This is a genomic window from Rhizobium sp. M10, from assembly GCF_002531955.1.
Taxonomy (GTDB): Bacteria; Pseudomonadota; Alphaproteobacteria; order Rhizobiales; family Rhizobiaceae; genus Rhizobium; species Rhizobium etli_C.
The window spans coordinates 1-26,054 of the sequence record NZ_NWTA01000041.1 but is presented as its reverse complement, the minus strand read 5'-3'; the positions used below and the strand labels follow the sequence as shown (position 1 = coordinate 26,054).

At 62.3% G+C, this 26,054-nt stretch carries 32 protein-coding genes, 1 tRNA gene and 2 pseudogenes; 20 read left to right on the top strand and 15 right to left on the bottom strand.

Going from position 1 to position 26,054, the window contains the following annotated elements; translation table 11 throughout:
- Positions 1-407 precede the first annotated feature (407 nt).
- Positions 408-1,391 carry an iron exporter MbfA gene (mbfA, locus tag CO671_RS31875; protein WP_097579417.1) on the bottom strand — a complete coding sequence of 328 codons (984 nt, stop codon included), beginning with the start codon at positions 1,389-1,391 and terminating at the stop codon, positions 408-410.
- Positions 1,392-1,564: 173 nt separating this feature from the next.
- Between mbfA and CO671_RS31870 the strand changes: the two genes are divergently transcribed.
- Positions 1,565-2,032, top strand: coding sequence for a truncated hemoglobin (locus tag CO671_RS31870; protein ID WP_097609097.1), 468 nt, complete (start codon positions 1,565-1,567; stop codon positions 2,030-2,032).
- A 4-nt stretch (positions 2,033-2,036) separates the two neighbouring features.
- On the opposite strand, the gene CO671_RS31865 is transcribed toward CO671_RS31870, so the two are convergent.
- The 3 genes from CO671_RS31865 to CO671_RS31855 all read right to left on the bottom strand — a co-directional run bounded on the left by CO671_RS31865 (position 2,037) and on the right by CO671_RS31855 (position 4,609).
- Positions 2,037-2,930, bottom strand: a complete 894-nt coding sequence (locus CO671_RS31865) for an EamA family transporter (protein WP_097609095.1) — start codon at positions 2,928-2,930, stop codon at positions 2,037-2,039.
- Positions 2,931-3,022: 92 nt separating this feature from the next.
- Positions 3,023-3,574, bottom strand: coding sequence for a recombination regulator RecX (gene recX, locus CO671_RS31860; RefSeq protein ID WP_097609092.1), 552 nt, complete (start codon positions 3,572-3,574; stop codon positions 3,023-3,025).
- A gap of 9 nt (positions 3,575-3,583) precedes the next feature.
- Positions 3,584-4,609 (bottom strand): histone deacetylase family protein, encoded by a 1,026-nt coding sequence (locus CO671_RS31855; RefSeq protein WP_097609089.1) that lies wholly within the window; start codon positions 4,607-4,609, stop codon positions 3,584-3,586.
- Between the two features lie 133 nt (positions 4,610-4,742).
- Between CO671_RS31855 and CO671_RS31850 the strand changes: the two are divergent.
- Positions 4,743-4,978, top strand: a pseudogene (locus CO671_RS31850) (hypothetical protein).
- Positions 4,979-4,993: 15 nt separating this feature from the next.
- Here CO671_RS31850 and CO671_RS31845 read toward each other — a convergent pair.
- Positions 4,994-5,512 (bottom strand): GNAT family N-acetyltransferase, encoded by a 519-nt coding sequence (locus tag CO671_RS31845; protein WP_010029497.1) that lies wholly within the window; start codon positions 5,510-5,512, stop codon positions 4,994-4,996.
- A 24-nt stretch (positions 5,513-5,536) separates the two neighbouring features.
- Positions 5,537-6,106: an XRE family transcriptional regulator gene (locus CO671_RS31840; protein ID WP_097609088.1), complete on the bottom strand. Its 570-nt coding sequence runs from the start codon at positions 6,104-6,106 to the stop codon at positions 5,537-5,539.
- A gap of 135 nt (positions 6,107-6,241) precedes the next feature.
- Between CO671_RS31840 and tenA the strand changes: the two genes are divergently transcribed.
- The 4 genes from tenA (at position 6,242) to CO671_RS31820 (ending at position 9,438) form a co-directional block, all read left to right on the top strand.
- Positions 6,242-6,940 (top strand): thiaminase II, encoded by a 699-nt coding sequence (gene tenA / locus CO671_RS31835; protein ID WP_097609086.1) that lies wholly within the window; start codon positions 6,242-6,244, stop codon positions 6,938-6,940.
- 77 nt (positions 6,941-7,017) lie between these two features.
- Positions 7,018-8,850 carry a translation elongation factor 4 gene (gene lepA / locus CO671_RS31830; protein ID WP_097609083.1) on the top strand — a complete coding sequence of 611 codons (1,833 nt, stop codon included), beginning with the start codon at positions 7,018-7,020 and terminating at the stop codon, positions 8,848-8,850.
- 58 nt (positions 8,851-8,908) lie between these two features.
- A complete protein-coding gene (locus CO671_RS31825; RefSeq protein ID WP_097609080.1) occupies positions 8,909-9,139 on the top strand; it encodes a type II toxin-antitoxin system CcdA family antitoxin in 231 nt (76 codons plus the stop codon).
- A complete protein-coding gene (locus CO671_RS31820) occupies positions 9,139-9,438 on the top strand; it encodes a CcdB family protein (RefSeq protein WP_097609078.1) in 300 nt (99 codons plus the stop codon). The genes CO671_RS31825 and CO671_RS31820 overlap by 1 nt, the downstream gene beginning before the upstream one ends.
- A gap of 33 nt (positions 9,439-9,471) precedes the next feature.
- Here the strand turns inward: CO671_RS31820 and CO671_RS33560 are convergent, their stop codons facing one another.
- From CO671_RS33560 to CO671_RS31800, 5 genes are all read right to left on the bottom strand, one after another.
- The gene (locus CO671_RS33560) at positions 9,472-9,687 is read right to left on the bottom strand and encodes a hypothetical protein (RefSeq protein ID WP_141514509.1); all 216 of its coding nucleotides are present in this window, start codon (positions 9,685-9,687) and stop codon (positions 9,472-9,474) included.
- Complete coding sequence (locus CO671_RS33555) at positions 9,684-9,953, bottom strand: hypothetical protein (protein ID WP_141514508.1); 270 nt, start codon at positions 9,951-9,953, stop codon at positions 9,684-9,686. The genes CO671_RS33560 and CO671_RS33555 overlap by 4 nt, the downstream gene beginning before the upstream one ends.
- Positions 9,954-9,966: 13 nt before the next feature.
- The gene (locus CO671_RS31810) at positions 9,967-10,422 is read right to left on the bottom strand and encodes a GFA family protein (protein WP_097609075.1); all 456 of its coding nucleotides are present in this window, start codon (positions 10,420-10,422) and stop codon (positions 9,967-9,969) included.
- Between the two features lie 70 nt (positions 10,423-10,492).
- On the bottom strand, positions 10,493-11,050 hold the full coding sequence (locus CO671_RS31805) for a sugar O-acetyltransferase (protein ID WP_097609072.1): 558 nt from the start codon (positions 11,048-11,050) through the stop codon (positions 10,493-10,495).
- An 11-nt stretch (positions 11,051-11,061) separates the two neighbouring features.
- Positions 11,062-11,799 carry a type 1 glutamine amidotransferase gene (locus CO671_RS31800; RefSeq protein ID WP_097609069.1) on the bottom strand — a complete coding sequence of 246 codons (738 nt, stop codon included), beginning with the start codon at positions 11,797-11,799 and terminating at the stop codon, positions 11,062-11,064.
- A gap of 128 nt (positions 11,800-11,927) precedes the next feature.
- Here CO671_RS31800 and CO671_RS31795 point away from each other — a divergent pair, with 128 nt between their 5' ends.
- A complete protein-coding gene (locus tag CO671_RS31795; RefSeq protein WP_097609066.1) occupies positions 11,928-12,221 on the top strand; it encodes a SelT/SelW/SelH family protein in 294 nt (97 codons plus the stop codon).
- A 2-nt stretch (positions 12,222-12,223) separates the two neighbouring features.
- Here CO671_RS31795 and CO671_RS31790 read toward each other — a convergent pair whose 3' ends face one another.
- A complete protein-coding gene (locus CO671_RS31790; RefSeq protein WP_097609064.1) occupies positions 12,224-12,634 on the bottom strand; it encodes a BA14K family protein in 411 nt (136 codons plus the stop codon).
- 168 nt (positions 12,635-12,802) lie between these two features.
- Between CO671_RS31790 and CO671_RS31785 the strand changes: the two genes are divergently transcribed.
- A tRNA-Leu gene (locus CO671_RS31785) sits at positions 12,803-12,887 on the top strand.
- Positions 12,888-13,052: 165 nt separating this feature from the next.
- On the opposite strand, the gene CO671_RS31780 is transcribed toward CO671_RS31785, so the two are convergent.
- A complete protein-coding gene (locus CO671_RS31780) occupies positions 13,053-13,349 on the bottom strand; it encodes a DUF982 domain-containing protein (RefSeq protein ID WP_010030002.1) in 297 nt (98 codons plus the stop codon).
- A gap of 344 nt (positions 13,350-13,693) precedes the next feature.
- On the opposite strand from CO671_RS31780, the gene rfbF reads away from it, so the two are divergent.
- From rfbF to CO671_RS31740, 8 genes are all read left to right on the top strand, one after another.
- Positions 13,694-14,467: a glucose-1-phosphate cytidylyltransferase gene (gene rfbF / locus CO671_RS31775; protein ID WP_097609063.1), complete on the top strand. Its 774-nt coding sequence runs from the start codon at positions 13,694-13,696 to the stop codon at positions 14,465-14,467.
- Positions 14,458-15,522 carry a CDP-glucose 4,6-dehydratase gene (gene rfbG / locus CO671_RS31770; RefSeq protein WP_097609062.1) on the top strand — a complete coding sequence of 355 codons (1,065 nt, stop codon included), beginning with the start codon at positions 14,458-14,460 and terminating at the stop codon, positions 15,520-15,522. Before rfbF ends, rfbG begins: the two co-directional genes overlap by 10 nt.
- Entirely contained in the window at positions 15,519-16,754 is a 1,236-nt protein-coding gene (locus tag CO671_RS31765) for a class I SAM-dependent methyltransferase (protein WP_097609061.1), read from the top strand. Before rfbG ends, CO671_RS31765 begins: the two co-directional genes overlap by 4 nt.
- The gene (rfbC, locus tag CO671_RS31760; RefSeq protein WP_010028498.1) at positions 16,751-17,293 is read left to right on the top strand and encodes a dTDP-4-dehydrorhamnose 3,5-epimerase; all 543 of its coding nucleotides are present in this window, start codon (positions 16,751-16,753) and stop codon (positions 17,291-17,293) included. The genes CO671_RS31765 and rfbC overlap by 4 nt, the downstream gene beginning before the upstream one ends.
- The gene (locus CO671_RS31755; protein ID WP_010028499.1) at positions 17,290-17,490 is read left to right on the top strand and encodes a glycosyltransferase; all 201 of its coding nucleotides are present in this window, start codon (positions 17,290-17,292) and stop codon (positions 17,488-17,490) included. Before rfbC ends, CO671_RS31755 begins: the two co-directional genes overlap by 4 nt.
- A gap of 75 nt (positions 17,491-17,565) precedes the next feature.
- Positions 17,566-18,714 (top strand): DegT/DnrJ/EryC1/StrS family aminotransferase, encoded by a 1,149-nt coding sequence (locus CO671_RS31750; RefSeq protein ID WP_097609060.1) that lies wholly within the window; start codon positions 17,566-17,568, stop codon positions 18,712-18,714.
- A 32-nt stretch (positions 18,715-18,746) separates the two neighbouring features.
- Positions 18,747-19,505, top strand: coding sequence for a CmcI family methyltransferase (locus tag CO671_RS31745; protein ID WP_097609059.1), 759 nt, complete (start codon positions 18,747-18,749; stop codon positions 19,503-19,505).
- Positions 19,506-19,528: 23 nt separating this feature from the next.
- On the top strand, positions 19,529-20,197 hold the full coding sequence (locus CO671_RS31740; protein WP_097609058.1) for a GNAT family protein: 669 nt from the start codon (positions 19,529-19,531) through the stop codon (positions 20,195-20,197).
- A 5-nt stretch (positions 20,198-20,202) separates the two neighbouring features.
- On the opposite strand, the gene CO671_RS31735 is transcribed toward CO671_RS31740, so the two are convergent.
- Positions 20,203-20,535, bottom strand: a complete 333-nt coding sequence (locus CO671_RS31735; RefSeq protein ID WP_097609057.1) for a hypothetical protein — start codon at positions 20,533-20,535, stop codon at positions 20,203-20,205.
- 61 nt (positions 20,536-20,596) lie between these two features.
- A complete protein-coding gene (locus CO671_RS31730; protein ID WP_097609056.1) occupies positions 20,597-22,207 on the bottom strand; it encodes a GumC family protein in 1,611 nt (536 codons plus the stop codon).
- A gap of 136 nt (positions 22,208-22,343) precedes the next feature.
- Between CO671_RS31730 and CO671_RS31725 the strand changes: the two genes are divergently transcribed.
- The 4 genes and pseudogenes from CO671_RS31725 to purU all read left to right on the top strand — a co-directional run.
- On the top strand, positions 22,344-23,393 hold the full coding sequence (locus CO671_RS31725; RefSeq protein ID WP_097609055.1) for a glycoside hydrolase family 5 protein: 1,050 nt from the start codon (positions 22,344-22,346) through the stop codon (positions 23,391-23,393).
- A gap of 2 nt (positions 23,394-23,395) precedes the next feature.
- A complete protein-coding gene (locus CO671_RS31720; RefSeq protein ID WP_097609054.1) occupies positions 23,396-24,676 on the top strand; it encodes a hypothetical protein in 1,281 nt (426 codons plus the stop codon).
- Between the two features lie 54 nt (positions 24,677-24,730).
- Positions 24,731-25,747 (top strand): acyltransferase, encoded by a 1,017-nt coding sequence (locus tag CO671_RS31715; RefSeq protein WP_097609053.1) that lies wholly within the window; start codon positions 24,731-24,733, stop codon positions 25,745-25,747.
- Between the two features lie 217 nt (positions 25,748-25,964).
- Positions 25,965-26,054: pseudogene (gene purU, locus CO671_RS31710) on the top strand (formyltetrahydrofolate deformylase); the annotation flags it as partial.

Below are 26,054 nucleotides of genomic sequence, written 5' to 3'. Positions count from 1 at the left end.
GCGGATGGCCATCCGCCGGAGTGCGCACCGATCATCCAACAATCAGCGCAAATTGAACATGCAAGGGGGTGAGCGGCAAAGCCGCGAATGCATGGAGCGTAAGCGAAGGGCAAGGATGCTGGCGCGCCCTCTCTCCAGCCTCATCCTGAGGTGCGGAGCCCATAGGGCGGAGCCTCGAAGGACGGGGCTGGCCACTGGCAAATGTCGATACTGCTGGCGGCGTTCAACCACCCGCCCTCGTCCTTCGAGGCCCCTTGCGGGGCACCTCAGGATGAGGGCTGATCGTTGCGCGCTGGCTGAGATGACGCGGGTGGTATGCCGGTCGCCCGGCCCTCCGCATGGCTCCGGGCGTTCGTCGCTGCAATCGATTCACTGGATCGATTGCTCGGGCTGCGCCCGACCGCGCCTCACCCATTCCCAATCAGAATGCCTGCTCCGAGCACCAGGCTGCCGCCGAGGACGACCTGGAAGGCGGCGCGCAGGAAGGGAGTCTCCATGTAGCGGTTCTGGATGAAGGCGATCGCCCAAAGTTCGAAGAAAACGATGACGCCGGCGGTGATCGTCGCCGTCCAGAAATGCGGGATCAGATAGGGCAGCGCATGGCCGAGACCGCCGAGCGTCGTCATGATGCCGCAGGCAAGGCCGCGTTTGACCGGCGAGCCCCTGCCGGAGATCTTGCCGTCGTCATGGGCGGCTTCGGTGAAGCCCATCGAGATGCCGGCGCCGACGGAAGCGGAAAGGCCGACAAGGAAGGTCTGCCAGGTGTCCTGGGTGGCAAAGGCGGCGGCAAAGATCGGCGCCAGCGTCGAGACCGAGCCGTCCATCAGCCCGGCAAGGCCCGGCTGCACATAGGTCAGCACGAATTGCCGGTGCGCCGCCTCGTCCTCGTCGCGCTTGATATCTTCGGGCGTATGTTTGTCGCCCAGCATGCGGGCGATATCTTCGTGCCCCTGCTCGGCAAGAGCGAGATCGCCGAGAAGCTCACGCGTCGAAGCATCGGAAGTCTGCTTTGCCGCTTCGACATAGAAGCGGTAGGCCTGCTCCTCCATCGCTTCGGTCTCCTGCCGTATCGCATCGAGCGAAAGGCTTGCCCTGAGCCAGTCGGGCTTGCGTTCGTAGAAGCCCTGCACATGTTCGCGCCGGATCAGCGGGATGCGCTCGCCGAAACGCTGGCGATGGATCTCGATCAGAGATTTGCGATGGGTATCCTCGACCTCGGCCATATCTTCGAAAACCTTTGCCGAGGCCGGGAATTCGTTCCGCAGCCTGTCGGCATAGGCAAGATAGATGCGGGCATCGTCTTCCTCGGAGGCGATTGCGAGGGCGAGAATCTCCTGCTCGGACAGCGACTCGAAAGACCGTTTCGGTGATCTGAAAAATCGCGCCAACATAACTAATCTCCATAATTTAGAATTATTCTAAATCTAAAGAAGGAGCCAATGGCGGTCAAGGGTGCAGACAGGCCGGCTGACAGATTGCCGCAAGCCGCACGGATGCCTTTGGCGCGCCGGCACAAACACCTATATGAGGGGGCGCCGCATCATGCGGCGCGCCGGGGTTTATGATGGATAATGACATTCAGGGCCGCCCTGCCCATGTCGCGGCGATCCGCGAAAGGGCCGAGGCGGAGATGCGGGCGATGGGCGTCGACGAGGCCTTCATCGGCAGGCTGGTCCAGACCTTTTACGGGCGCGTGCTGGCGCATCCCGATCTCGGTCCGGTGTTCGACGCCAGGCTCTCCGGCCGCTGGCCGGAGCATATGGAGAAGATGAAGAGCTTCTGGTCGGCCGTCGCCTTTCGCAGCGGCGCCTATGGCGGCAAGCCGGTGCAGGCGCATACGGGCGTCGCCGATCTGACGCCAGACCTCTTTCCGAAGTGGCTGGCGCTGTTTGCCGCAACGCTCGACGATATCGCCCCGTCGCCGGAGGCCAAGGCCTGGTTCATGGCGACGGCGGAGCGGATCGCCAAAAGCCTGACGCTGTCGCTGTTCTACAATCCGGCGCTCGACGACCCGGCCAAGAAGGCGGGCTGACGCATCATTGCCTGGCGGAAAAGGTCGCGCCGGCGCTCGCGGCCACGACCAGGGCCGTTCCTGCCATCTGCAGAAGCGTCATCGGCTGCGTCAGAATGACGAAGCCTGCCAGAGCCGCAATGGCCGGTTCCAGGCTCATGAGAATGCCGAAGGACGTCGTTGGCATGCGCCGCAGGGCAATCAGCTCCAGCGTATAGGGCAGCAGCGGCACGAGCACGGCAAGGCCCGCCATCTCGATCAGGCCGTAAGCGTCAAGCGCCGGCGCTGCGCCTGAAAAGCCGAAGGGTGTGGCAACCACCGCGGCAACCATCAGCGACATGGAAAGCCCTTCCAGCCCCTTGAAGCTGGCGCCGATCTTCTTGGTCAGCACGATATAGATCGCCCAGCCGGTCCCGGCGCCGCCGGCAAAGAGAATGCCCCACATATCCCCGATCCAGCCTTCACCGTCATGGGCGAGCGCCAACACACCAAGCGCGGCAATGAGCGGCCAGACGAGACGCCGGCTGAGACCATAACCGATGGTCGCGACCGAAAGCGGGCCGAGAAAATCGATCGCCACGGCGAGGCCGAGCGGAATGCGCTCGATCGCCGCGAAAAAACTCATGGTCATCAACGCTGTCGTCGTGCCGAGAACGAGCGCGCTTGTCCATTGCTCTCTGGAGTAGCTGAATATGCGCGGACGGACGGCGACGACCAGGATGACGGCGGCAAAGACGAGGCGCAGCCAGCTTGCGCCGGCCGGTCCGTAGGTGGCGATCGCGTGGGAAGACAGAGCTGCGCCGAACTGGATCGACGACATGGACAGGAGGCACATCAGCCCGCCGGCCGCCAAGCCGGAGGACGTTGCAGGCGTTTCCAATGCCAGCACGCCGGCGCCGTCGTTCGTTCCGTCTTTCATCTGCATCTCCGATCGAGCGCTGTTCATACGGAGGCCGCCTGCAACCGACAAATTCAATCTTCTGATCCAGGCAGCAAGAGAGCTGATGCATATCAGAGGCGGCCGGAGAGGATCACCTCTTCGGCGTCTTCGAAACTCATCTCGAAGACCTTCTTGCCGATCTCGAAGCTGAAGCCATTGCGGGCGAAGGCGGACAGTTCCTTTGCCTTCCTCTTGTCGTCGAGTTCGTCACGGCGAAACGGGCCGAAGGCGCGTTTGCGGGCGAATATGGTCGCGGCATAGAGATCGTCAGCCCCTTCGAGCGCAGCCTGCGCCTTGTCGCTCGCAACACCCTTGGCGGCAAGCTTCTGGGCGATCGCACGCTTCGACTTGCCGCCGCGCACGGCCGAGCGCGTGCTGATTTCGGCATAGGCGCTATCGTCAATCAGCTTGTTGTCATAGGCAAACTTGACGGCAAAGTCGGCAACGGCCTTGATCTGGCCCGCGCTGATCTCTTCGAACTTCTCCCTGGCCTTGCGGCTAATGGCGTCGAAGAGCTGCTTTTCCGTCATCATCCGCCGCTCCAGACGGTAGATGGTGGAGTTGCGCGCCCAGCTCAGCATGCGGGGTGTCGGGCTATCGGATGGAACGGTCTCGTCGGTCATATCAAGCGATCAGGCTTCCAGACCCTTGAGGACATTGGCGACATTGAGCCCGATTTCCGGCACGCCGTAGCCGCCTTCCATGCAGACAAGCACCGGCAGGCCGGCGGCTGATACCATCGCGCCCATGCGGATGAAATCGTCGGAGGTGAGGCTGAAGAATGAGATCGGATCGCGTTCGAAAGTGTCGACGCCGAGCGCCAGAACGATCGCCTCGGCGCCGAAGGCCTTGATGCGGCCAAGCGCATCGGCAAGGGCCGAAGACCAGACCCGCCATGGCGTGCCCGGCGGCATCGGATAGTTGCGGTTGGTCCCGGTGCCTTGGCCTTCGCCCTCTTCGTCGGCATGGCCGAGGAAATAAGGGAAAGCCTGCATGGGATCGCCGTGCAGCGAGGCAGTGAAGACGTCACCGCGGCGATAGAACAGATCCTGGGTGCCGTTGCCGTGATGGAAATCGACATCGAGCACTGCGATCTTGGCCGCGCCGCGATCAAGCAGCCGTTGCGCCGCCACTCCCGCATTGTTGATGAAGCAGTAGCCGCCGAAGAGATCGATGCCGGCATGATGGCCGGGCGGGCGGCAGAGCGCGAAGGCGAAACGATGGCCCTCAGCCAGCCAGTCGGCGCCCGTTATGGCGCAGCGCATCGAGGCGATCGCCGCCGCGTAGGAGCCCTTGGTGATCGAGGTGTCGGCGGCGTTGGCGTAATGGCCGATCGCGCCGACGATATTGTCGGGCACGCGCTGGCTGGTGCGGCGCACCGGGAAGGAATTGGCGATCGCCTCGCCTTCGAAGCCGGCGGTCACCCAGCGGTCCCAGACAGTGGCGAGAAAATCGAGATAGGCGGGGTCATGCACCTTCCCAGCCGTTTCCAGCCCGTGCGCATCGGGTGCGACGACATCGGCAAAGCCCGCCTCCTTCACCTCCGCCAGGATCCATTCGGCCCGGAAAGGCGCCTCGAAGGGGGTCACCAGCTGGCCGGCATAGAGTTCGGTCCTGGCATCGCGCAGCTTATGGTCTTCGGAATAGATGACGCGCATTGCAGATTCTGCTCCTGATTGAAAATCGAGATTTACACGGCTTCGCCCCAACGAAAAAGCAGTGTGTCGGCTTGATCGCCGAGCTAAATGACGCCACCTTCGCCGATGTTTTCAGAACGAGGAAATTTTCCGCATGAAAGTGCTGATGGTCGATGTCGACGGTGTGCTCATTCATGGCCGACCGGCCGATGGCCTGCCTCTCTTCACCTATCTCGAGCGCGACCTTGGGCTGCGCCCGGCGAAATCGGCTTCATCGACGACACGGCGGAAAATATCGAAGCGGCGCGGCAGTTCGGCTGGAACGCGGCGCAATGGACGGCAGGCACCACGCTTGCCGGGGCATTTCCGGCTTTGCGTCGGCCGGCGTGAGTGGAGCCGGCGCAATCAGGCGAGCCGCTTGTAAAACAGGGTGGTGTCGCAATAGCCGCCTTGCGGCCACAGCGCATAGTCGGGAATGACGCCGACGCGCTGCCAGCCGAGACGCGGATAAATCGCTTCGGCATCGCTGCCGGTTGCCGTGTCGAGCACGAGCAGGGTCTTGCCGTGCTTTGCCGCCTCGCGTTCGGCGGCCTCCATCAGCAGCCGGGCGAGGCCCCGCCCGCGGACGGAGCGATGCACCAGGAGCTTCTTCAGATCGCCGCGATGCGGCTGGTTCGGCATCTGCGCCGACCCCACCTGCACCGTACCGACGATCCTGCCCTCCAGTTCAGCGACCAGAAGCAGGCTGACGCCCGCCCCGACCGCATCGGCGACATCGCGCCAGTAGGGTTCGGCATCGTCAGGCCCATAGGGCTGCATGAAGCCGACGGAGGCGCCGCCGGCGACGCAATCGGCGAGCACGTCCGAAAGATCGGCGATGGCGGCGCGGGCCTCCGCGGCGGAAAGGGCACGAATGGCGGGCATATGCTTCTCCTGAAATGAATATCGTTATCGGCCGCCGCGATCGAGCACGACGCAATAACGCGCCGGCGCGTTGCCGGGATTGTGAAAGACATGGCCCTCGCCGACCGGCATGAAGAGGCAGTCGCCGGGGCGCAGCCGGTAGACGGTTTCGCCCGCCGTCATCTCCAGCTCGCCATCGAACAGCCAGATATGCTGCGTCATGCCGTGGGATGCCGCATGCGGGGGAAAGCTGACGCGGGCACCAGCGGGGAATTCGACTTCGACGATATCGACATCGGAGGCGGTGCCCGGCGCCGACACCGCACGCCTGAGATAGCCGGTTTCCGGATCGCGCCAGACCTGCTGCTCCTGCCGGCGGGCAAACGGCGAGGCCTGCTCCCCCTCCTCCGCGAAGAAGGCAGAGAGCGACAGGCCGAGCGCGGCGCAGATCCTTGCCAGCAGCGAGGCCGTCGGGCTCGCCTCGGCCCGTTCGATCCGCGAAATCATCGCGCGGCTGACGCCGGAAGCTGCGGCAAGATCCTCCAGCGTCAAACCCTTATCCAGCCGCAGCGTGCGGATGCGAATGCCGATCGCCTGTTCGAGTTGCTGTTCCATCGTCCCATCCGCAATTCTACTATAAGAGAAATACATGATCCAATGATGGAATCAAGCCAATAAGCGGGGCGCGCACGCAACTTGCCTTCGCCGCAGCCTCGCCGGTATATGTCAGCGCGATCGATGGAGAGACCAATGGACGCCAGCACACAGAGCACGGCACTGACGGGAAGCTTCACGGCCGCCGCCTGGGACAGGATTGCACCCATCATGGCCGAGATCGAGGCACTGCCGCTTCTGACGCGGCTCTCCGACGGCACGCTGCCGCCGGAAATCTTTCGCCACTACATCCTGCAGGACGCGCTTTATCTCAAGCACTATGCGCGATGCCTCGCCATCGTCGCGGCCAAGGCGCCCGACAATGCGCAGGTGCTGCGTTTTCTCGGCTCGGCGCAGAAGGCGATCACCGTCGAGCAGGGCCTGCATGCCGGCTTCCTCACCCAGTTCGGCATCACGGCCGCGGATGTGACCTCGGCCGAGCCGTCGCCCACCTGCTTTGCCTATACCAATTTTCTGCTGGCCACCGCCTATCACCGCTCCTACGCGGTGGCGCTTTCCGCCATTCTCCCCTGCTTCTGGATCTACTGGCATGTCGGCGAGGCGATCAAGAACCGGCCTGTTGTCGAGGGCAATGCCTTCCAGGCCTGGATCAACACCTATGGCGATCCGCAATTTGCTGCCGGCGCCCGCGAGGTGATCGCGCTGACCGACATCGCCGCCCGCGCCGCCTCGCCGATGGAACGCGCCGAAATGGCCGATGTTTTCGTGCGCGCCGCGCAATATGAATGGATGTTCTGGGATTCCGCCTGGCGGCTGGAGACCTGGCCGGTCTGAGACGCGTTCGACCGGCTCGTAAAATAGCGTAAACGGCGGGATAATTACCGCTTTGCGGCCGGGGGCGGCGCTGCTATATGGCGCGCATGAGCACCAATTCGACCACTCCGCTGTCCCATATCCGCAACTTCTCGATCGTGGCCCATATCGACCACGGCAAATCGACGCTGGCCGACCGCCTGATTCAGACGACGGGCGGCCTTGCCGAGCGCGAAATGTCCGAGCAGGTGCTCGACAATATGGATATCGAGCGCGAGCGCGGCATCACCATCAAGGCCCAGACCGTGCGCCTGCACTACCAGGCCGACAATGGCGAGAAATACATTCTCAACCTGATCGACACGCCCGGCCACGTCGACTTCGCCTATGAAGTCTCACGGTCGCTGTCGGCCTGCGAGGGTTCGCTGCTGGTCGTCGACGCTTCGCAGGGCGTGGAAGCGCAGACGCTCGCCAACGTCTATCAGGCGATCGACAACAACCACGAGCTCGTCACCGTGCTCAACAAGATCGACCTGCCGGCGGCCGAACCCGACCGCATCAAGGAACAGATCGAGGAAGTGATCGGCATCGACGCTTCGGAGGCGGTGCTGATCTCGGCCAAAACAGGCCTCGGCATTCCCGATGTGCTCGAAGCGATCGTCCACAAGCTGCCGGCGCCGAAGAGCCCGGGCGGCGAAAAGGCGCCGCTGAAGGCGCTGCTCGTCGACAGCTGGTACGACACCTATCTCGGCGTCATGGTTCTCGTACGCATCATCGACGGCGTCCTGACCAAGGGCCAGACCATTCGCATGATGGGCACCGACGCGAAATACCAGGTGGAGCGTGTCGGCGTGCTGACGCCGAAGATGGTCAATGTCGACAGCCTCGGCCCCGGCGAGATCGGCTTCATCACCGCCTCGATCAAGGAAGTGGCCGATACCCGCGTCGGCGATACGATCACCGAGGACAAGCGGCCGACGGCCCAGGCGCTGCCGGGCTTCAAGCCGGCACAGCCGGTGGTGTTCTGCGGGCTCTTCCCGGTCGACGCCGCCGATTTCGAGGATCTGCGCGCCGCCATGGGCAAGCTTCGCCTCAACGACGCTTCCTTCTCCTTCGAAATGGAATCCTCGGCCGCCCTCGGCTTCGGCTTCCGCTGCGGCTTCCTCGGCTTGCTGCATCTCGAAATCATCCAGGAACGGCTGGAGCGCGAGTTCGACCTCGATCTCATCGCCACCGCCCCTTCCGTCGTCTACAAGATGTTCATGACCGACGGCTCCGAGCGCGAGCTGCACAACCCGGCCGACATGCCCGACGTCGTCAAGATCTCGGAGATCCACGAGCCGTGGATCCGCGCGACGATCCTCACACCCGACGATTATCTCGGCGGCATCCTGAAGCTCTGCCAGGACCGGCGCGGCATCCAGATCGAACTGACCTATGTCGGCACGCGGGCGATGCTGACCTACGACCTGCCGCTCAATGAAGTCGTGTTCGATTTCTACGACCGGCTGAAGTCGATCTCCAAGGGCTATGCCTCCTTCGACTATACGCTCACCGATCATCGCGAGGGCAATCTCGTGAAGATGTCGATCCTCGTCAACGGCGAGCCGGTCGACGCGCTGTCCATGATGGTGCACCGCACCGCCGCCGAAAAGCGCGGCCGCGACATGTGCGAAAAGCTCAAGGAGCTGATCCCGAAGCACATGTTCAAGATCCCGATCCAGGCCGCGATCGGCGGCAACGTCATCGCCCGCGAGACCATCTCGGCGCTGCGCAAGGACGTGACCGCAAAATGCTACGGCGGCGACGCCACCCGCAAGCGCAAGCTGCTCGACAAGCAGAAGGCCGGCAAGAAGCGCATGCGCCAGTTCGGCAAGGTCGAGATTCCGCAGGAAGCCTTCATCGCGGCGTTGAAGATGGGCGACGAATAACGCTTCTCAATGGTACCTTATGCGCATATGATCTGCGCATAGGGCCAAGGAGATCGTTATGGCGCAGCAGCCAAGGAAAGCAGCGAACCTCTCTCTCGATGAGGGACTCGTGTCGCAGGCGCGTGCGCTGAAGATCAACATATCCCGGGCGGCGGAAGATGGGATCGCGAAGGCCATAAAGGCGGAACGCGAACGGCTGTGGCGTATCGAGAACGCGGAGGCCATCCGGTTGGAGAACGAGTATGTCGAAAAGCACGGCTTGCCCTTCGCCAAATACCGTCAGTTTTAATGGCGCGCTTTCACGTCTATCGCTTGAGAAGCGGGAATGTCCTGGCCATCGATCTTCAAGCCAATCTGCTTGACGATCTGCCGTCGCGGGTCATGGTTCCATTGCATCCAGTTCAGGAACTGAGCTGGTCGATCTCGCGACTGAACCCACGCTTCTCAATCGAGGGGGAAGCCTATGTCATGGCGACTCAGCGCATGGCATCGATCCCGACCACGGAACTCGGAAGCGCCATCGCGGATCTTACCGCCGACAGCGACCGCATCGTGGCTGCCGTCGATTTTCTCTTCCAGGGCTTCTGAAATCAACGCTGCGCGCTTTTCCCGCATCATGCTCTAGCTATCGGTCGCCAAAGCTCTTCGCGGAGTCTCGGAAATCCGTCGGCAATGCAGAAGATATTCCGCCGAGCCATCGTCGTCGTTCCATGCATCGGTTTCAGGAATTTCCCGCCATCCACTCAGAGCAGGATCGCGAACCATCCGGTTTTCGCCTGCGTCGACAAACGGCGCTGTCTGCATCTCGATCCCTTCAATGATCCAATCATGGATCATATCTGGCGCATCGTCGAAATGGCTGATCTGCTCGAAATAGAAGAACGGGTCGATCCCGATATAGACACGGCCTTCCAGCCATGTTCCGGGGCGCTCTCACGCCTCAAGAAAACATCGCCGCGATGCTCACTAATCCTCAGCGCCGTTTCATTGTAGAATTCCAAGGCAAAGGCCGCCCGCTGTCCCTTTTGGAATTCGCCGTAGTTTCCATCCATGATGATCCAGGCGGAAAGGCCGACGGCTAGTTCATTCAGCATCCTTTTCATCCCGGATTGGTTTCTACGATCGCGCCATATACTCCTTGACCAACCCCTCATAGGCCGCCATCTCCGGCAGTGCCGCGTAGCTGTGCACCGCACCGGTCTCGGCAAAGGCCAGCTTCTCGCTCGTCCATGTTTCGATGAAAGGCGTGAACCAGCTGGGGTCATCGAGCATGGTGACGCGCAGATTGACGAACCAGTCCATGCCTTCCGGGCGGGTGAACATCCAGCTCATGCAATGCGGGCAGAAATAATGTTTCGTCGTGCCGTGCAGGCCGCCGATGACGGGCTCGCCCTTCGTTACCTCGAAACCCTCGCTGGGGATGGCGGCACTCAGCGAATAGGCGCTCGCGGTCATCCTCTGGCAGCCCGTGCAATGGCAGGCCATGGTCAGCAGCGGCGGCGCGCTGATCTTCAACCGCACCCGGCCGCAACGGCAGCCGCCTTCCATGGGTAAGTTCTTTGCTGTCGTCATTACTCTCCCCTTCCGCCACCTGATCTAGCGGAGCCGTCGCCATTGTCGAGGGAGCCCGCAGCCACGAATCTCAGAGACGGCTTATCGGACGCGCGGGATTGCCGACCACGGCTGCACCCGCCGGCACATCCTTCGTCACGACCGCGCCGGCGCCGACGATCGCGCCATCGCCAATCGCCACGCCGCCGAGGATGATGGCACCGCCGCCGATCCAGACGTCGCTGCCGATCGTGACCGGCCGGGCGATCTCGATGCCCGCGCCGCGGAGGGGAGGATCCCTGTGATGCTCGGCGCAATAAATCTGTACGCCCGGACCGAACATGCTGCGATCGCCAATCGTCACCCGGCCGGAATCGAGAATGGTGCAGCCGGCATTGAAATAGACGCGCTCGCCGAGAATGATGTTGATACCGTAAGAGCAGTGAAACGGTGCTTCGATGAAGATATCGGGCGCGGCCTGCGCAAAAAGCGCCCTCAAGGCAGGCGCTGCGGCGCCGCGCTTGTCGGGCGGCAAGGTGTTGTGGGCGTGGACGGCCACGCGCGCCTGCTGGCGCAGGCGATCGAGTTCGGCATCGAGGCAGCAATACCATTCACCGGCCGCCATCTTTTCGCGTTCGCTGACCGGCATCGCCTCGTTCCTCACGCGGTCGCTTGCAACAGCAGTCCGGCCTCTTGCCGCTCGATCAGGCTGACCCAGGCGCGCGCTATGGCAAGGCCTGCGGCATCGGCGGCGGCGCCATGGCGCGCAGCCAATTCGTCATAATTCTCCAGCCAGCCGGGAGCGATACGCTCGATCGTGCCGGGGAATTCGCCTTTCCATTGCCTGACGACCTCGGTGTCGGCCTCGAAGTGAAACTGCGTGCCGTAGACGGCGCGGCCGATGCGGAAGGCCTGGTTCTCGGCGACGGGGCTCGTCGCAAGACACACCGCACCTTCGGGCAAGGAAAACGTATCGGCGTGCCATTGAAAGATGGTGAATTCGTCGCCCACATCAGACAGCAGCGGATCGGACCGGCCTTCACCCGTGACACCAATACTGTGCCAGCCGAATTCACGAGCGGCACCCAGCAGATTGTCGGCGCCATAGGCGCGAGCGAGGATTTGGCTGCCGAGGCAGATGCCGAGCACGGCTTTGCCGGCATCGCCGAAGCGGCGCGTTAGCCGCACGAGTTCCGGCAGGTGGGGGTGCGTCTCGTCATCCAGCGCGCTCTGTTCGCCGCCGAGAACGACGAGCGCGTCATGGCCGGATATATCTTGCGGCAGACTGCCGTCCCGCCACACACGGAACCACTCGATCTCCGCTCCCGCCTCCTCGAGCGCTCTGGCAAGCGCGCCGAGCCCGGTATTTTTCATATTTCCGACGACTGCGACTCGCATGGCTTTTCCCGATCTGGCCGATGGCGGGAGGAGATCATGCCCGGATGGGGCGCGCAAGACGCTTGTGCAAGGCCGATTGCGCACGCAGGCGGCAAGGCTTAAACCTGCCGGAACGAAAGGAAATCGCCATGACCGAAAAACCCCGCGTCTCGATCCTCTACTGCACCCAGTGCAATTGGCTGCTGCGCGCTGCCTGGATGGCGCAGGAGCTGCTGCACACCTTTTCCGACAGCCTCGGCGAGGTGGCGCTGATCCCCGGCACCGGCGGCAATTTCGAAATCCGCGTCAATGGCGACCTCATCTGGGAGCGCAAGCGCGACGGCGGCTTTCCCGGGCCGAAGGAGCTGAAGCAGCGGGTCCGCGACATCGTCGAGCCCGGCCGCGATCTCGGCCATGTCGACCGCGCCTCGCTCGAGAGCTGACCTCAGCGATAGGGCGAGCGGCAGACCCGGTAGACGCCCTCATAGGTGAGGAAGTGATCCGTCCGCGGATTGTAGGAGCGGTACTCATTGGTGCACCAGGCGATATGCTTGTTCATATCGCGCGCCGCCGGCTGTGCGCGGCGCACCGGCGGCGGATCATAGGTCAGCTGCGGCCGCCCGGCCGCACCCGGCAGATAATAGGTCGGCCCGGCGCCACGCGGACGGTAATTCGGCTGGACATAGGCGGGCCGATGCCATTGCTGCGGCCCGAAACCGAAGCAGCCGCGGAAATCGCAGAGCGTCGACCCCGTGTTGAGCGGCCCAAGACCCGGCTTCGGCGAATCAGCGCTGGCCATGGCAGGCGCGAAAACAGCGAGAAGACTGGCGAACAGAAGCGTGCGGGCAGCAGCCATGAGGCATTCCTTTCGATACTCCCTCCATATAGGGCGTCGCGAGCGAAGCGCTATGCCCGCCCTCCGGCCGCTCCCTCGCATGTGATCGGCAGTTTTTTGCCGACTGTCAGGAAAACTTCAAAAACCCAGTTGACAGTCACGAGCCACCCCCTTACATCGCTCTCCGTCGCCCAGATGGCGGAATTGGTAGACGCGCAGGTTTCAGGTACCTGTGCCGCGAGGCGTGGAGGTTCGAGTCCTCTTCTGGGCACCATTCCAATCTTGATCGCTACCGAGATCAGATAAACAAACCTTCTAAAATTGCAGGTTGGTATCTTCCAACGAAGGGCATTAGCAATGCGTTTTGCCTACACGCGTCGTTGCATGATGCCGATTCTGGAAGTCGGGCCAGCAAGGATGATGGAGTGGTTGTCGGCCTCTACGCCGCCATGTGCGGCGTTGTCTGCCCGCTGTCGGGAATCACTGACAAAACGGCGATGCCGGCCTCCCTGGCGGCGCTCAAAAGCAAATCCCTAAGCTGATCCGTCCCCGCTTGCCCCGTAATGGCATCCGCGCAAGCCTTCACGGCCGCGACGTATTCCTCTCCATCCTCAAGCGGCCATTCCGTCATTAAAACCTCGGCTGCGTCGCGGAGCGTTCTCACGATCCTACGCTGGTGCCGGGCGCCAAGAAAGAGAACAAGAGGCGAAAAATCCGCCGATGTGTTCCATTGCATTGCACTTTCTCCCCAAGGATTAGAATATTAGTAATAATGCAAGGAGCGTGCCGGGCAAGATGGAAAGCGGCTTTGTTGCTCGATTGAGCCATTTTCTTCTGATCCCCGGCAACGATCTGGGTGACTAGTGCGGCAGCTCGGTTGTTCCATTGCTCAATGCATGGCCTTGCGGAAAGCGCCGCTCCCCGTCCCATCCCTCGCAAGCCTCGCACAAGAACGAAATCGGATACCGAGAGAAGGATAAACATCCGGCCGTTCCGCCCGAGGAGAGACTTCCCGCCTGTCGGGGTCTCAGCGAACTCCCGCGGAAAGCCGATTGCTGGACACTCTGGAGTTCGCCTGGGATGAAAGTTGTAATTCTCGCCGGTGGCCTTGGCTCGCGTCTTGCCGAAGAGACCAGCGTGCGGCCCAAGCCCCTGGTCGAAATCGGCGGCATGCCGATCCTCTGGCACATCATGAACATCTATGCCCACCACGGCCTCAACGACTTCATCATCTGCGCCGGCTACAAGGGCTACATGATCAAGGAATACTTCGTAAACCTTGTTCTGCATCACAGCGACATCACCGTCGACCTCGGGGCCAACAGCATCAACTATCACGGCGGCAAACGACCGGATTGGCGCGTGACCGTGGTCGATACCGGCATGCATTCGATGACCGGCGGCCGTCTGGGGCGCATTCGCGAGCATCTCACACCAGGCGAACCCTTCTGCATGACTTATGGCGACGGTGTCGGCGACATCGATATTGCGGCCGAAGTCGCCTTCCATCGCGATCATGGCCTGAAGGCGACGATGTGCGCGGTAACCCCGCCCGGACGTTACGGCGCCACGAATATCGAGGGTCAGTTCATCACCTCCTTCGTGGAGAAACCGCGAGGCGACGGCCAGCGTATCAATGGCGGCTTCTTCGTGCTCGACCCCTCGGTGATCGATCTCATCCCGAGCGACGACACGATCTGGGAAGCCGGACCGCTGGAGTGGCTCGCCACCAACAATCAGCTTGCCGCCTTCAAGCATGACGGCTTCTGGCAGCCAATGGATACGCTTCGCGAGCGCACCCATCTGGAGGAACTCTGGAATTCCGGAAAGGCGCCGTGGAAGCTATGGGCCTGACGGACTTCTGGAAAGGTCGGCGGGTCTTCCTGACCGGACATACCGGCTTCAAGGGATCCTGGCTCTCCCTTTGGCTGGAGCGCCTCGGCGCCGATGTCGCCGCGGTTTCGCTGGCGCCGGAGACCGAACCGTCGCTCTACCGGAAGCTCGCGCCCTGGGACGATCGCGGCCACCATATCATCGATATCCGTGATGCCGGCGCGCTTCTTGACGTCTTTCAGGGCTTCGAGCCGGAAATCGTCATTCATATGGCAGCGCAGGCGCTGGTACGGCGCTCCTATGAGAACCCGGCCGAAACCTTCTCGACCAATGTCGTGGGAACGGCGAATGTTCTCGACGCGGTCAGACAGGCGCCCGCCGTCAAAACCGTGCTCGTCATCACCTCCGACAAGGTCTATGCCAACAATGGCAGCGGCATACCCTTCGCCGAGACCGATACGCTCGGTGGCAAGGATCCCTACAGCAACTCCAAGGCCTGCACGGAACTCGTCTGCCAGAGCTACCGCGACAGTTTCTTCAGGGGGCGCGATATCAAGGTCGCCACGGTGCGCGCCGGCAATGTGATCGGCGGCGGCGACTGGTCGAAGGATCGGCTGATCCCGGATTTCATTCGCGCCTTCGAGAGCAACCAGCCGATCCTGCTCCGTTATCCCGAGGCGGTCCGTCCCTGGCAGCATGTGCTGGAGCCGCTGGGCGGTTATCTCGCCTTCGCCGAGGCACTGACGCTTGGCGGTGACAGGAAGCTGCCCGATGCCTTGAATTTCGGTCCGCATCCCGAGAGCTTCGCGACCGTTTCCGAACTGGCCGAAGCGCTCGGGCGCGCGCACCGCGTCGAAGACGTGTGGCGGCTTGCGCCGGGCGAACATCTGCCCGAAGCGCCGGCCCTGACGCTGAGTTCGGCGCTGGCCTTTAACACCATCGGCTGGCGGCCGCGCCTCAGCCTGCAACAGACCATCGACTGGACTGCCGCCTGGTACCAGGCCAACCGCGAGGGCGAAGACATGCGCGCCTTCTCGCTCGGTCAGATCACGGCCTATGAGGAAGCACTATCATGACAGCGCACAATTGCCGATTTTGCGACGCTCCGTTGAAGCATCGTTTCGTCGATCTCGGCTCGACGCCGCTCGCCAACGCCTATCTGACGGCAGAGCAGCTGACACAGCCGGAGCCGTCCTATCCGCTGCGCGCCTTCGTGTGCTCGGAATGCTGGCTGGTGCAGGCCGATGCCTTCGTGCCGCCGGAGGACATCTTCAGCCACTATGCCTATTTCTCCTCCTACAGCGACAGCTGGGTGGAGCATGCGCGCCGCTTCACCATCATGGCCCGCGAGCGCTTCGGCCTTGGCGCGACATCACAAGTCATCGAAGTGGCGAGCAATGACGGCTACCTGCTGAAGCATTTCGTCGAGGCCGGCGTGCCGGTGCTCGGCATCGAGCCGGCCGAAAACGTCGCCGACGTGGCACGGCAGATCGGCGTTCCCACGGAAGCGCGGTTCTTCGGCAAGGAAACGGCGGCAGATCTCGTTTCCCGCGGCCTTGCAGCGGACATCGTCATTGGCAACAATGTGCTGGCGCACGTACCCGACATCAACGACTTCGTCGGTGGGCTTTCGACTGTGCTGAAGCCGGACGGTGTCGTCAGCGTCGAATTTCCGCATCTCCTGCGGCTGATGGAAAGCATCCAGTTCGACACCGTCTATCACGAACATTTCTACTATCTGTCGCTGCTTGCCGTCGAAAAGGTCTTCGCCGCCCACGGCCTGAAGGTGTTCGACGTCGAGGAACTGCCGACTCATGGCGGCAGCCTGCGCATCCTCGCCTGCCGCACGGCCTCGACCGCCCATGCGACAGGCGCCGGCCTGGCCAAGGTGCGGGCCGACGAAAAGGCGGCCGGCTTCGATCGGGCGGAAACATATGAGGCGTTCCAGAGCCGTGTGGCGCCGATCAAGGAAGGGCTGCTTTCCTTCCTCGAGGAGGCAAAGCGGAACGGCAAGAGCGTCGCCGCCTATGGCGCCGCCGCCAAGGGCAATACGCTGCTGAACTTCTGCGGCGTCGGTACCGACCTCATCGACTATGTCGTCGATCGCAACCCGCACAAGCAGGGCCATTACCTGCCGGGCAGCAAGCTGCCGATCTATGCGCCGGAGAAGATGGAAGAAACCAGGCCGGACTACGTGCTGATCCTGCCCTGGAACATCAAGAACGAGGTTGTTTCCGGCAACAGCAAGGTCACCAGCTGGGGCGGACAATTTGCCGTTGCCGTGCCTGAATTGACGGTGCTCGGATGAGATTTGCGCCGACCGCTGTTGCGGGCGCCTTCGTCGTCGAAGTCGAGGTACGCGCCGACGATCGCGGGATGTTTGCGCGGACTTTCTGCGCCGAAAGCTTTACCGCGCATGGGCTCGCCTCGGTCTATCCGCAGTGCAACCTCTCCCAGAACCACAGACGCGGAACGCTGCGCGGCATGCACTATCAGGCCGATCCGAAGCCGGAGGCGAAACTGGTGCGGGCCGTGCGCGGCCGGGTCTTCGACGTCGCGCTCGATCTGAGACGGGAATCGCCAACCTATCTCAAATGGGCCTCCGTCGAACTCGACGCGACCAGCCGCAATGCCTTTTACATTCCTGCCGGCTGCGCGCATGGCTTCCTGACGCTCGAGGACGATTGCGAGCTCTTCTACCAGATGTCTGAGATCTATGTGCCGGAACTCGCCCGCGGTGTCCGCTGGGACGATCCCGCCTTCTCGATCGCCTGGCCTTTTACGCCGAGCGTCATCAGCGAGCGGGACGTCGCGCTTGCAAGCTACCGCCAGGAGAGAAACCTTTGAGCGGCATCAAACTCAGCATCTGTATTCCGACATACAATCGCGAAGCCTACCTCAGAAACGCACTCAGCGACAGCCCGCTGGAAAGCACAGCCGTCTTCGTCAGCGTCGAAAGAGACCAGGAGTATTTCGTGGCTCTCGGCTACCTCGCCAATCTGGTGCTCCACGAGCACGACGTCGCTCGGCACGTTCTCATGTGAGCCTGGCGCCAGTTTCAAAAGCTAGTGTCGTGGCAGGCGCCTGCGTCTTGACTTCAATTCAACAGAAATAGCGGCATGACAAACAGGATCTTTTATACCAAGCCTTCCATCACTCAGCTTGAAACCGATTATGCCACCGACGCGGCAGCAACCGGCTGGGGCGTACGCTGTTACGACTACATCAACCGCTTCGAACGCGACTTCAAAGCCTATCTTGGCAGCGACTTCGCCATCGCGACATCGAGCTGCACCGGCGCCATGCACATGGGTCTGGCTGCACTCGGCGTCGGCGAAGACGACGAAGTCATCCTCGCTGACACCAACTGGGTCGCCACCGTTTCGCCGATCGTCCAGCTTGGGGCCAAACCGGTCTTCGTCGACGTGCTGGCGGATTCCTGGTGCATCGATCCTGAAGAGGTCGAGCGGCACATCACCCCGAAAACCAAGGTGATCATTGCCACCCACATCTACGGCAATCTTTGCGACATGGATGCGCTGCTCGAGATCGGCAAGCGCACCGGCATCCCTGTCATCGAGGATGCGGCGGAAGCGATCGGCTCCGTCTACCACGGCCGCCGCGCCGGCTCGATGGGCGTCTTCGGGACCTTCTCCTTCCACGGCACGAAGACGTTGACGACAGGCGAAGGCGGCATGTTCGTCACCAGCGACGCCGCGCTCTACGAGCGGGTGCTGACGCTCAGCAACCACGGCCGCGCACGCGGCCAGACCAAGCAGTTCTGGCCTGATGCGATCGGCTTCAAATACAAGATGTCCAACATCCAGGCGGCCATCGGCTGCGCGCAGCTCGAGCGCGTTGAAGAGCTCGTCGCCCGCAAGCGCGAAATCCTCACCGCCTACATGCTCCGGCTTTCCGCCCTGCCTGGCATCTCGATGAACCCGGAATATAGCGGCACGATCAACGGCGCGTGGATGCCGACCGCGGTCTTTCATCCATCGACCGGGATTACCCGCGAAATGATGCAGCAGGCCTTCGAGGCCGCCAATATCGATGCGCGCGTGTTCTTCTATCCCCTCTCCAGCCTCTCCATGTTCGAGGATCGGCCGGAGAACGTGAACGCCTGGAGCATTCCGGGCCGCGCGATCAATCTGCCCAGCTATCACGACATGAGCGAAGCCGATGTCGACCGGGTGGCGGCAACGCTGCTCGACATGGCCGCCGGGCGAATCCACCACAACAGCACGGCATTGCGGCAGTCGGTCTAAGACAGCCCTACAGCGAAGGACACAGAACAGTCATGACCACCAAGGACGATCGTCTCGAATTCGAAGCCCATAAGCGGGAGATGTCGCTTGCGCTCGGCAAGGACGAGGCAAGCTTCCAACAATCGCTGAACACGCTGATCGGGCTCGACAAGTTCGACTATTTCTATCTCTGGTCATGGATGGGCGTGCCGATCATCCAGCTGCCGGTCGATATCCTGGCGACCCAGGAAGTCATCTGGGCGACCAAACCGGACGTCATCATCGAAACCGGCATCGCCCGCGGCGGTTCGCTGATCTTCATGGCGTCGATTCTCGCCGCCATGGGCAACGACAAGGCCAAGGTTGTCGGCGTCGACATCGACATCCGGGCCCATAACCGCGAGTCGATCGAATCCCATCCGATGTCGAGCCGGATCAAGATGATCCAGGGCGGTTCCGTCGACGACGAGGTGCTTGCTGCCGTGAAGGCCGAGATTCCACCGGGCGCCCGCGTGATGGTGGTGCTCGACAGCGACCATTCCTATGAGCATGTTCTGGCGGAATGCCGCGCCTACGGCCCGCTGGTGACGGAAGGCTGCTACCTCGTCGTCGCCGACACGCTCATCGGTCACCTGACCGAGGAACAGGCTTTCACAAAGCGCTCCAAGGTCTGGCTGCGCGGCAACGAACCGCTGAAGGCCATCACCGATTATCTGGCGGAAACCGACCGCTTCGAGGTTGATCCGGTTCTGAACGGCAAGCTCGTGCTGTCTTCCTCGCCGGGCGGTTACTGCGTCTGCCGCAAGGCGTGAGCGGACAATCAGGGATCGTCTTGATGACGCAGGTCGATATCGTCAGTCTTAAGGACAACGCGGATCCGGCCGGACGGCTCCGGCTTCCAATCCGGGACGATCGCGGCAGGCACGTGGGCGACCTGCAATGCATCGACAGGTCGATGCTCGATGAGCCCGGCCTGATCGACGACCTAACGACCTGGCGCAACCAGTCGATGCCGTTTTTCCTCACGCAGTTCAGCGCCACCGAGGAACGCACGCGGCGGTGGCTCGAAACCATCTCGCTGCCCGCCGCCGACCGCATCCTGTTCGTCATTTGCGATCCCGGCGGAAATCGGTTCGGCAATTTCGGCCTCTGCAACATACGGCCAGGCTCGGCAGAATTCGACAACGTCATCCGCGGCCGGGCGAGCGAGATCCGCAACCTGATGTTCCATTGCGGCATGACGATGCTGGAGTGGATGTTTTCCGGGCTTGGGGTGGAAACGGCCGAACTGCACGTCTTCTCCCACAATGAAAAGGCGATCGGTCTTTACAAGCGGCTGGGCTTTGCGGCGGCCGAAAGCCTGCCGCTGCGGCGCACCGAAGAAGACGGTATGGTCAAATATTCGGTCGTCGATCGATCGCAAGCAAATGCCGGCTTCAACTATCTGAGGATGGAGCTTCCGACCCAACGGTTCCGACAGGCGTACCCAACGCTGACCGGCTAAGACGCCTATCGCACCGGCTGATAGTGGCCGCGCAGCGGCACCTTGCCGCCCATGGTGACGAAGCCGTCGCGTTCGCAGACATACATCAGCGTCGGCATGCCGCCGGAGCGGAAGATCTCGTCGTAGCGGCGGCGGATCTGGACCGTTTCAGTACGGCAATTATAGGATTCCTCTTCCTTTTTGTCCGGCTGCGCCTTGACGCCGGGCAGACCCTTGTAGGGATAGAGGGCTTGAACGTCCGAATTCACCGGTTTTGACCAGTCGACGGCAAAGGCGGATGCTGGCGCAAGGCCTGATAGGGCCACGAGCAATATCGGAAACATCATCACAAGCCGCATGGAACCTCTCCTGCCGGCATCGTCGGCCGCCCATAGGATGTAGGAAAACCGGAGATCCTGATCAAGCAGCCGCAGCGGGCGATTTCCTGAAATAGCTTCTGATGACGGGATGGCTGAGGAGGCCGGCGAGAATCGCAAAGCCGGCGCCGACGACAAAACCGGCAAGCAAACCGCCGATGATGCCGGCGACCAGCAGGATCTTCTTTCCCGGGCCGTCGGCTTTGACCGGCGGCTCGGCCGGCGAGATGACGCGAATGTTGCTCTGGCTGAGGTTCTGCTCCTCGCTCGTCTGGCTCGAGCGCTTCAGCACCGTCTCGTAGATATCGCGCGCCGCCGTCGCCTTGCGCTGCAATTCGTTCAGTTCCACCTGCTTGTCCGAGGTCGTCGCCTGCAGCGCCTTCTGCACGGCAAGCTCCTTGGCGATGCTGTCTTCGGCCGCCTTGGCCTGCTCGTATTCGCCGCGTGCCGAGGTGGCGAGGCGCTGCAATTCACCCTTGATTTCGCCTGATATGCTCTGCAGCGAGGAGCGGGCCGCCTGCAGGCGCGGATGACGCGTGCCCATCTGGCTTTCGAGGCTGCCGACGGCGGCGGCCTGGCTGGCATATTGCTGGCGCAGGCTGACCAGCGGCGAAGTGACGCCGCCCTCGGTCTGATTGCCGGCGACGATGTCTTCGACGCGCAGATCGGCGACGGCGTCGGCGCGGGCCTTCGCCTGGATGGTCTTTTCCTGCGCCGTCACCAGCAGCGTGTTCAGCGAGCCGAGCCGCTGATCGGAAATCAGATTGCCCTCGGTCGCGGCCATGTCGTTGTCGGCGCGGAAGGTCTCGACCGCCTGCTCGGCCTCCAGCACCTTCTGGCGCAGGTCGTCGAGACGACCGTCGAGCGTCGAGGAGGTGTTTTCGTAGAGGCCGTTCGAGGCGCTGTTTTCCTCTTCGGTGAAGGCGGTGACGACCTGGTTGGCAAGCCTTGCGGATTTTTCCGGATCATTGGTCGTCGCGGCAAGCGAAACGACATAGGTGGTGGTCTGGCGGGTGATGACCAGCGCCTTCTGCAGAGTGCCGATGACGGCAGCGCCATCGGTCCGGCCGCCGGTGAATTCCGGATCCTGATCGAGTTTCATCGCCTCGACGACGCGGCGCAGCACATTGCCCGAGGTCAGGATCTGCACCTGGCTGTCGATCAGCGCCGAGATCATTTCCGGCGACGGACCGGAAGATTGCGCACCGGCCTCGGCAAGGCCGATCTGGCGCGGATCGAAATAGAGGCTGCTGACGGCAGTGTATTTCTGGCCGATGAACGGCGCCAGCGCGCCGCCGGCGACGGCGCCGATCAAAGCCAGGGCAAGCACCACCAGCCGGCGGCTCCAGATCGCCGCGATGCTGGAGCGGAGATCAAGAAGCGGGGCGGCGGGGGCGGATGTGCTCTGCGGCGGCAGATCGGCCGCGGGCCGCGCGGCAGGCGGAGGCGACAGCTGCTCGGATCGGCGCGTTTGCGCAACGTTTGCCGGCGGCGGCACGAAAGGCGGAGGAGTGGGTTCGGGCGCCGGGCGGGCGAAATCATCCGGGCAGACGACAGGACTGCGCAGGCGCACGCCTTCCGGCGCAGTCTGAGGCGGCTCATAACTGCGCCAACCGGGCAGCCGGCTTACTCTATTCCTGTCATACTGGCTCATACGCGCACTCGTGTCCCGCCCAGCGTGAAAGACTGAAGCCGAGGTGCCGAGACTTTAGAAATTCTTAGCTAACGGACCGTTAAGATACTGGCAGCCATAGAGATGTTGGCGTTTGCCGCGACTGCGAGGGATAGCGATGAGGACGACACGACATCTGACGGCGCTGCTGCTTGCGGCCGCCCTCATCCCGTCGCCGGCGATTGCGGCCGACAAGCCCTGCTATCGCGGCGTCAATCTGTCCGGCGGCGAATATGGCGAGCGCGATGCCACCTACGGCACGAACTACATCTATCCGAGCGAGGTGACGATCGGCTATTTCGCCAAAAAGGGCATGACCATCATCCGGCTGCCCTTCCGCTGGGAGCGGCTGCAGCCGGCGCTCGGCGGCCGGCTCGACGAGGACGAGATCAAGCGGATCAAAGATACCGTTGCCCTGATCCGCAAGCACGGCATGGCCGTCCTGCTCGACCCGCATAATTTCGGCTATTACGACAAGGTACAGATCGGCACCGCGCCGGCGACGGACGCCGCATTCGCCGACTTCTGGGCGAGGCTCGCGGTCGAATTCGCCAATGAGAACGGCGTGCTCTTCGGCCTGATGAACGAGCCGCATGACATCAAGGCAACGGACTGGCTCGATGCCGCCAACGCCGCGATACGCAGCATCCGGGCCGTCGGCGCGCGCAACCTCATCCTCGTACCGGGCACCGCCTGGAGCGGCGCCCACAGCTGGGAAAAAGACGTGATCGGCGGCGCCAACGGCACGGTGATGCTCGGCGTGCGCGATCCCCTCGATTTCTACGCCTACGAGGTCCACCAATATCTCGACGTCGATTCGTCGGGAACCCATCCGACCTGCGAAGGTGCGGCCGGCGCAGTCGAGGCAATCGCCGGCGTCACCGCCTGGCTGAAGCAGAACCACAAGCGCGGCTTTCTCGGCGAATTCGGCGCCTCCGCCGACAAGGACTGCATGGGCGGTCTGAAAGAGATCTACTCCACCATATCAGGAAATAGCGACGTCTGGCTCGGCTGGTCCTATTGGGCGGCGGGTGAATGGTGGCCGGCGAACGAACCTTTCAACGTTCAGCCGCGTCAGGGCCCTGAGCGGCCGCAGATGCGGCTTCTTGCCGAGGCGGCCAAAGCCGATCGCAGCGCCTGCACCGCCGTCAAGCCCGCGGAGAACTGATCGTGGCAGCCGTCGATCAGAAGACAGCGACGTTCACCGTGGCGGGCAGTCGGCTCGATGCGGCCGCGAGGGGATCGCGCGTCGACCATCCGGTGCTCTGGCTCGGCCTGCTGTCGGTGCTCTATAACGGCATTCTGGCCTTCATCAACCACAACATCATGCCGCTTTCGTTGACGCATGTCGCCGCCAGCGAAGGCCTGATTCTGGCAAGCGCCATCATCTACATCCTCCATAAGGGGATTTACGAAACCGACCTGCCGGCCTTCCTGTTCCTGCTGTTCACGCTTGTCGTGACCATCTATGTCAGCGTGCTCAACCGCCTGCCGTTCGTCGATCATTTCCGCAACGTGCTGATCATCTTCTGCTTTTCCGGCCTCGGCGGCTGGAGCAACGAGAAAACGATGAAGCTGGCCTTTCGCTGGGCCAGCCTTGCCGTGCTGATCTTCCTGATCTTCGAGATCATCAGCGTGCCGTTCTATGTCAGCATCGTGCATCCGTCCGATTATTTCGCCAATACGCGCGGGCTGCTGCCGCTGAGCTACAATAAGACGGGCCTGTTCCAGAACGCGCTCGGTTTTCCCGAGCGCTTCTCCTTCGGCATCATCGATCACCGCTCGTCGTCGATCTTCCTCGAGCAGGTGTCGCTTGCCAATTTCTGCGGCGTGATCGCGATCTATCTGATCTCCATGTGGGAAAGAACCGGCCGCTGGGACCGACTGCTGTTCATCGCTACGGCGGTGCTGATCCTGGTGACGAACGATACGCGCACGATGCTGATCTTCTGTTTTGCCTGTATCGTCGGCTATTTCGTCTTTCCGAAGATCCCGAAGAATTTCAATCTGGCGCTGATGCCGCTGATCGTCGCTGCGGGTTTCCTGGTCTATACTCTGAAACCCAATGCGACAGGCGACAATTTCACCGGCCGCATCAACCTGACCATGAAGAAGATCATGGAGCTCGATCCTCTGGCCGTTCTCGGGCTTTCGGTCGACCGGGTCGGCGAATTCGCCGACAGCGGCTATGTCTACCTCATCTACGCGGCGACCATCTTCGGCGTCATCGCCTTCTGGCTGTTCGTCTGCCTCTTCCCTGCCGGCCGCACGGCGGCGCAGCGACGTTGCGCCCATTCACTTTCTCTTTTCATTTTTCTGAATATGATGATCGGAGGGACCGCCGTTTTCTCGATGAAGATTGCCGGCCTCCTGTGGTTCGTCGTCGGATATATGCGCTTCCACGACAGCCCGCGCATCCGGCAGGGTCGTGCGGCAGATGTAGAGAGTTGACCGCAGCGGCACGGTGGCGACCGTCGTCCGCAAGCCCGGGGAGCAAGACGCTCGATGCTTGTCCAGCTTCAGTATCTGCGCGCCGTTGCAGCGCTGATGGTCGTTTATTTCCATGCGATATTGCAGCTTGCCAAAGTTGATCCCGCCATCGACGCCACGGCCTTTCTTTATGGTGAAACCGGCGTCGACATCTTCTTCGTCTTGAGCGGTTTCGTGATGTGGCTGACGACGAGCGGGCGCGCGACGAGCCCTATCGACTTCGCCCGCCGCCGCATCAGGAGGATCGTCCCGCTCTATTGGCTGGCCACGTTGTTTTCGGCGGTCGTGGCGCTGGCGGCGCCGTCACTCCTAAAGTCGACCGTGTTCGACCTTCCGCATCTGACCGCTTCGCTGCTCTTCCTGCCATGGCCCAATGCCGCCGATCCGAGAACGATCACCCCCGTCGTCGTGCCGGGCTGGACACTGAATTACGAGATGTTCTTCTATTTCGTGTTCGCGCTGCTGCTGCCGCTCTCGGAAGCCCGTCGCATTCCGGCCATGCTTGCCGTCTTTGCCGTGATCCTGATCGCCTGCCGGTTGCTGCCGGAAACCACCGCCACCCGGTTCTACGGCGAGCCGATCATGCTGGAATTTCTCGCCGGCGTGGTGCTCGGCTGGCTTTACCGGCAGAAGGTGCTTCTGGCCAACCGCTGGGCATGGGCGGCACTGGCCACCGGCTTTGCGTTCCTCTTCGTCAACGAGGCGCTGATGCAGCCGGAGAGCCGGTTCTACGCCTGGGGAATTCCGGCGATCTTCATCCTCTACGGCGCAGTTTCCATCGACTCTTCGCGGCTGCCGGTTCTCGGATGGCTGAACTATCTCGGCGACTGCTCCTACGCCATCTACATCACCCACGCCTTCACACTCGCTTTTCTGAGGGTCGCCGCCGACCGCCTGCCATTCGGTATCCTGCAGCAGCCGGTGCTCTTCGTGATCCTGTCGCTGGTGCTCTCGTCGATCGGCGGCGCCATCGTCCATGAAATCACCACGCCGCGCCGCAAGGTGGCCGCGGCAAGCCGTCCGCCGGCCTGACTTTCGTGCCGAAGGCGAGAATACGCATCCCCGCGGCGCTGGCGGCACAGTTTTTTGCGCAACTTCTTCTAAGCTAAGGCCTGGAAGCGAGAGAACTTGCAGAAACATGATGGTTCATCTTGCAATTTGTCGCATGAATGAAAGCGCACCGGCCTATTCGCGGCCCGGGCTTTGATCTAAGCACGGCGGCGCTCTTGAAGAGGGAAGAGGGACAGACATGACAAGCTATGTATTGACGGTATCCTGCAAATCGACGCGCGGCATCGTTGCGGCGATTTCGAGCTATCTGGCGGAGAAGGGCTGCAAC

Bases quoted from the DNA above. Each gene is read 5' to 3' on its own strand.
- mbfA (WP_097579417.1), bottom strand. From the start codon at position 1,391: ATGTTGGCGCGATTTTTCAGATCACCGAAACGGTCTTTCGAGTCGCTG.
- CO671_RS31870 (WP_097609097.1), top strand. From the start codon at position 1,565: ATGGATAATGACATTCAGGGCCGCCCTGCCCATGTCGCGGCGATCCGC.
- CO671_RS31865 (WP_097609095.1), bottom strand. From the start codon at position 2,930: ATGAAAGACGGAACGAACGACGGCGCCGGCGTGCTGGCATTGGAAACG.
- recX (WP_097609092.1), bottom strand. From the start codon at position 3,574: ATGACCGACGAGACCGTTCCATCCGATAGCCCGACACCCCGCATGCTG.
- CO671_RS31855 (WP_097609089.1), bottom strand. From the start codon at position 4,609: ATGCGCGTCATCTATTCCGAAGACCATAAGCTGCGCGATGCCAGGACC.
- CO671_RS31845 (WP_010029497.1), bottom strand. From the start codon at position 5,512: ATGCCCGCCATTCGTGCCCTTTCCGCCGCGGAGGCCCGCGCCGCCATC.
- CO671_RS31840 (WP_097609088.1), bottom strand. From the start codon at position 6,106: ATGGAACAGCAACTCGAACAGGCGATCGGCATTCGCATCCGCACGCTG.
- tenA (WP_097609086.1), top strand. From the start codon at position 6,242: ATGGACGCCAGCACACAGAGCACGGCACTGACGGGAAGCTTCACGGCC.
- lepA (WP_097609083.1), top strand. From the start codon at position 7,018: ATGGCGCGCATGAGCACCAATTCGACCACTCCGCTGTCCCATATCCGC.
- CO671_RS31825 (WP_097609080.1), top strand. From the start codon at position 8,909: ATGGCGCAGCAGCCAAGGAAAGCAGCGAACCTCTCTCTCGATGAGGGA.
- CO671_RS31820 (WP_097609078.1), top strand. From the start codon at position 9,139: ATGGCGCGCTTTCACGTCTATCGCTTGAGAAGCGGGAATGTCCTGGCC.
- CO671_RS33560 (WP_141514509.1), bottom strand. From the start codon at position 9,687: ATGATCCATGATTGGATCATTGAAGGGATCGAGATGCAGACAGCGCCG.
- CO671_RS33555 (WP_141514508.1), bottom strand. From the start codon at position 9,953: ATGAAAAGGATGCTGAATGAACTAGCCGTCGGCCTTTCCGCCTGGATC.
- CO671_RS31810 (WP_097609075.1), bottom strand. From the start codon at position 10,422: ATGACGACAGCAAAGAACTTACCCATGGAAGGCGGCTGCCGTTGCGGC.
- CO671_RS31805 (WP_097609072.1), bottom strand. From the start codon at position 11,050: ATGCCGGTCAGCGAACGCGAAAAGATGGCGGCCGGTGAATGGTATTGC.
- CO671_RS31800 (WP_097609069.1), bottom strand. From the start codon at position 11,799: ATGCGAGTCGCAGTCGTCGGAAATATGAAAAATACCGGGCTCGGCGCG.
- CO671_RS31795 (WP_097609066.1), top strand. From the start codon at position 11,928: ATGACCGAAAAACCCCGCGTCTCGATCCTCTACTGCACCCAGTGCAAT.
- CO671_RS31790 (WP_097609064.1), bottom strand. From the start codon at position 12,634: ATGGCTGCTGCCCGCACGCTTCTGTTCGCCAGTCTTCTCGCTGTTTTC.
- CO671_RS31780 (WP_010030002.1), bottom strand. From the start codon at position 13,349: ATGCAATGGAACACATCGGCGGATTTTTCGCCTCTTGTTCTCTTTCTT.
- rfbF (WP_097609063.1), top strand. From the start codon at position 13,694: ATGAAAGTTGTAATTCTCGCCGGTGGCCTTGGCTCGCGTCTTGCCGAA.
- rfbG (WP_097609062.1), top strand. From the start codon at position 14,458: ATGGGCCTGACGGACTTCTGGAAAGGTCGGCGGGTCTTCCTGACCGGA.
- CO671_RS31765 (WP_097609061.1), top strand. From the start codon at position 15,519: ATGACAGCGCACAATTGCCGATTTTGCGACGCTCCGTTGAAGCATCGT.
- rfbC (WP_010028498.1), top strand. From the start codon at position 16,751: ATGAGATTTGCGCCGACCGCTGTTGCGGGCGCCTTCGTCGTCGAAGTC.
- CO671_RS31750 (WP_097609060.1), top strand. From the start codon at position 17,566: ATGACAAACAGGATCTTTTATACCAAGCCTTCCATCACTCAGCTTGAA.
- CO671_RS31745 (WP_097609059.1), top strand. From the start codon at position 18,747: ATGACCACCAAGGACGATCGTCTCGAATTCGAAGCCCATAAGCGGGAG.
- CO671_RS31740 (WP_097609058.1), top strand. From the start codon at position 19,529: ATGACGCAGGTCGATATCGTCAGTCTTAAGGACAACGCGGATCCGGCC.
- CO671_RS31735 (WP_097609057.1), bottom strand. From the start codon at position 20,535: ATGCGGCTTGTGATGATGTTTCCGATATTGCTCGTGGCCCTATCAGGC.
- CO671_RS31730 (WP_097609056.1), bottom strand. From the start codon at position 22,207: ATGAGCCAGTATGACAGGAATAGAGTAAGCCGGCTGCCCGGTTGGCGC.
- CO671_RS31725 (WP_097609055.1), top strand. From the start codon at position 22,344: ATGAGGACGACACGACATCTGACGGCGCTGCTGCTTGCGGCCGCCCTC.
- CO671_RS31715 (WP_097609053.1), top strand. From the start codon at position 24,731: ATGCTTGTCCAGCTTCAGTATCTGCGCGCCGTTGCAGCGCTGATGGTC.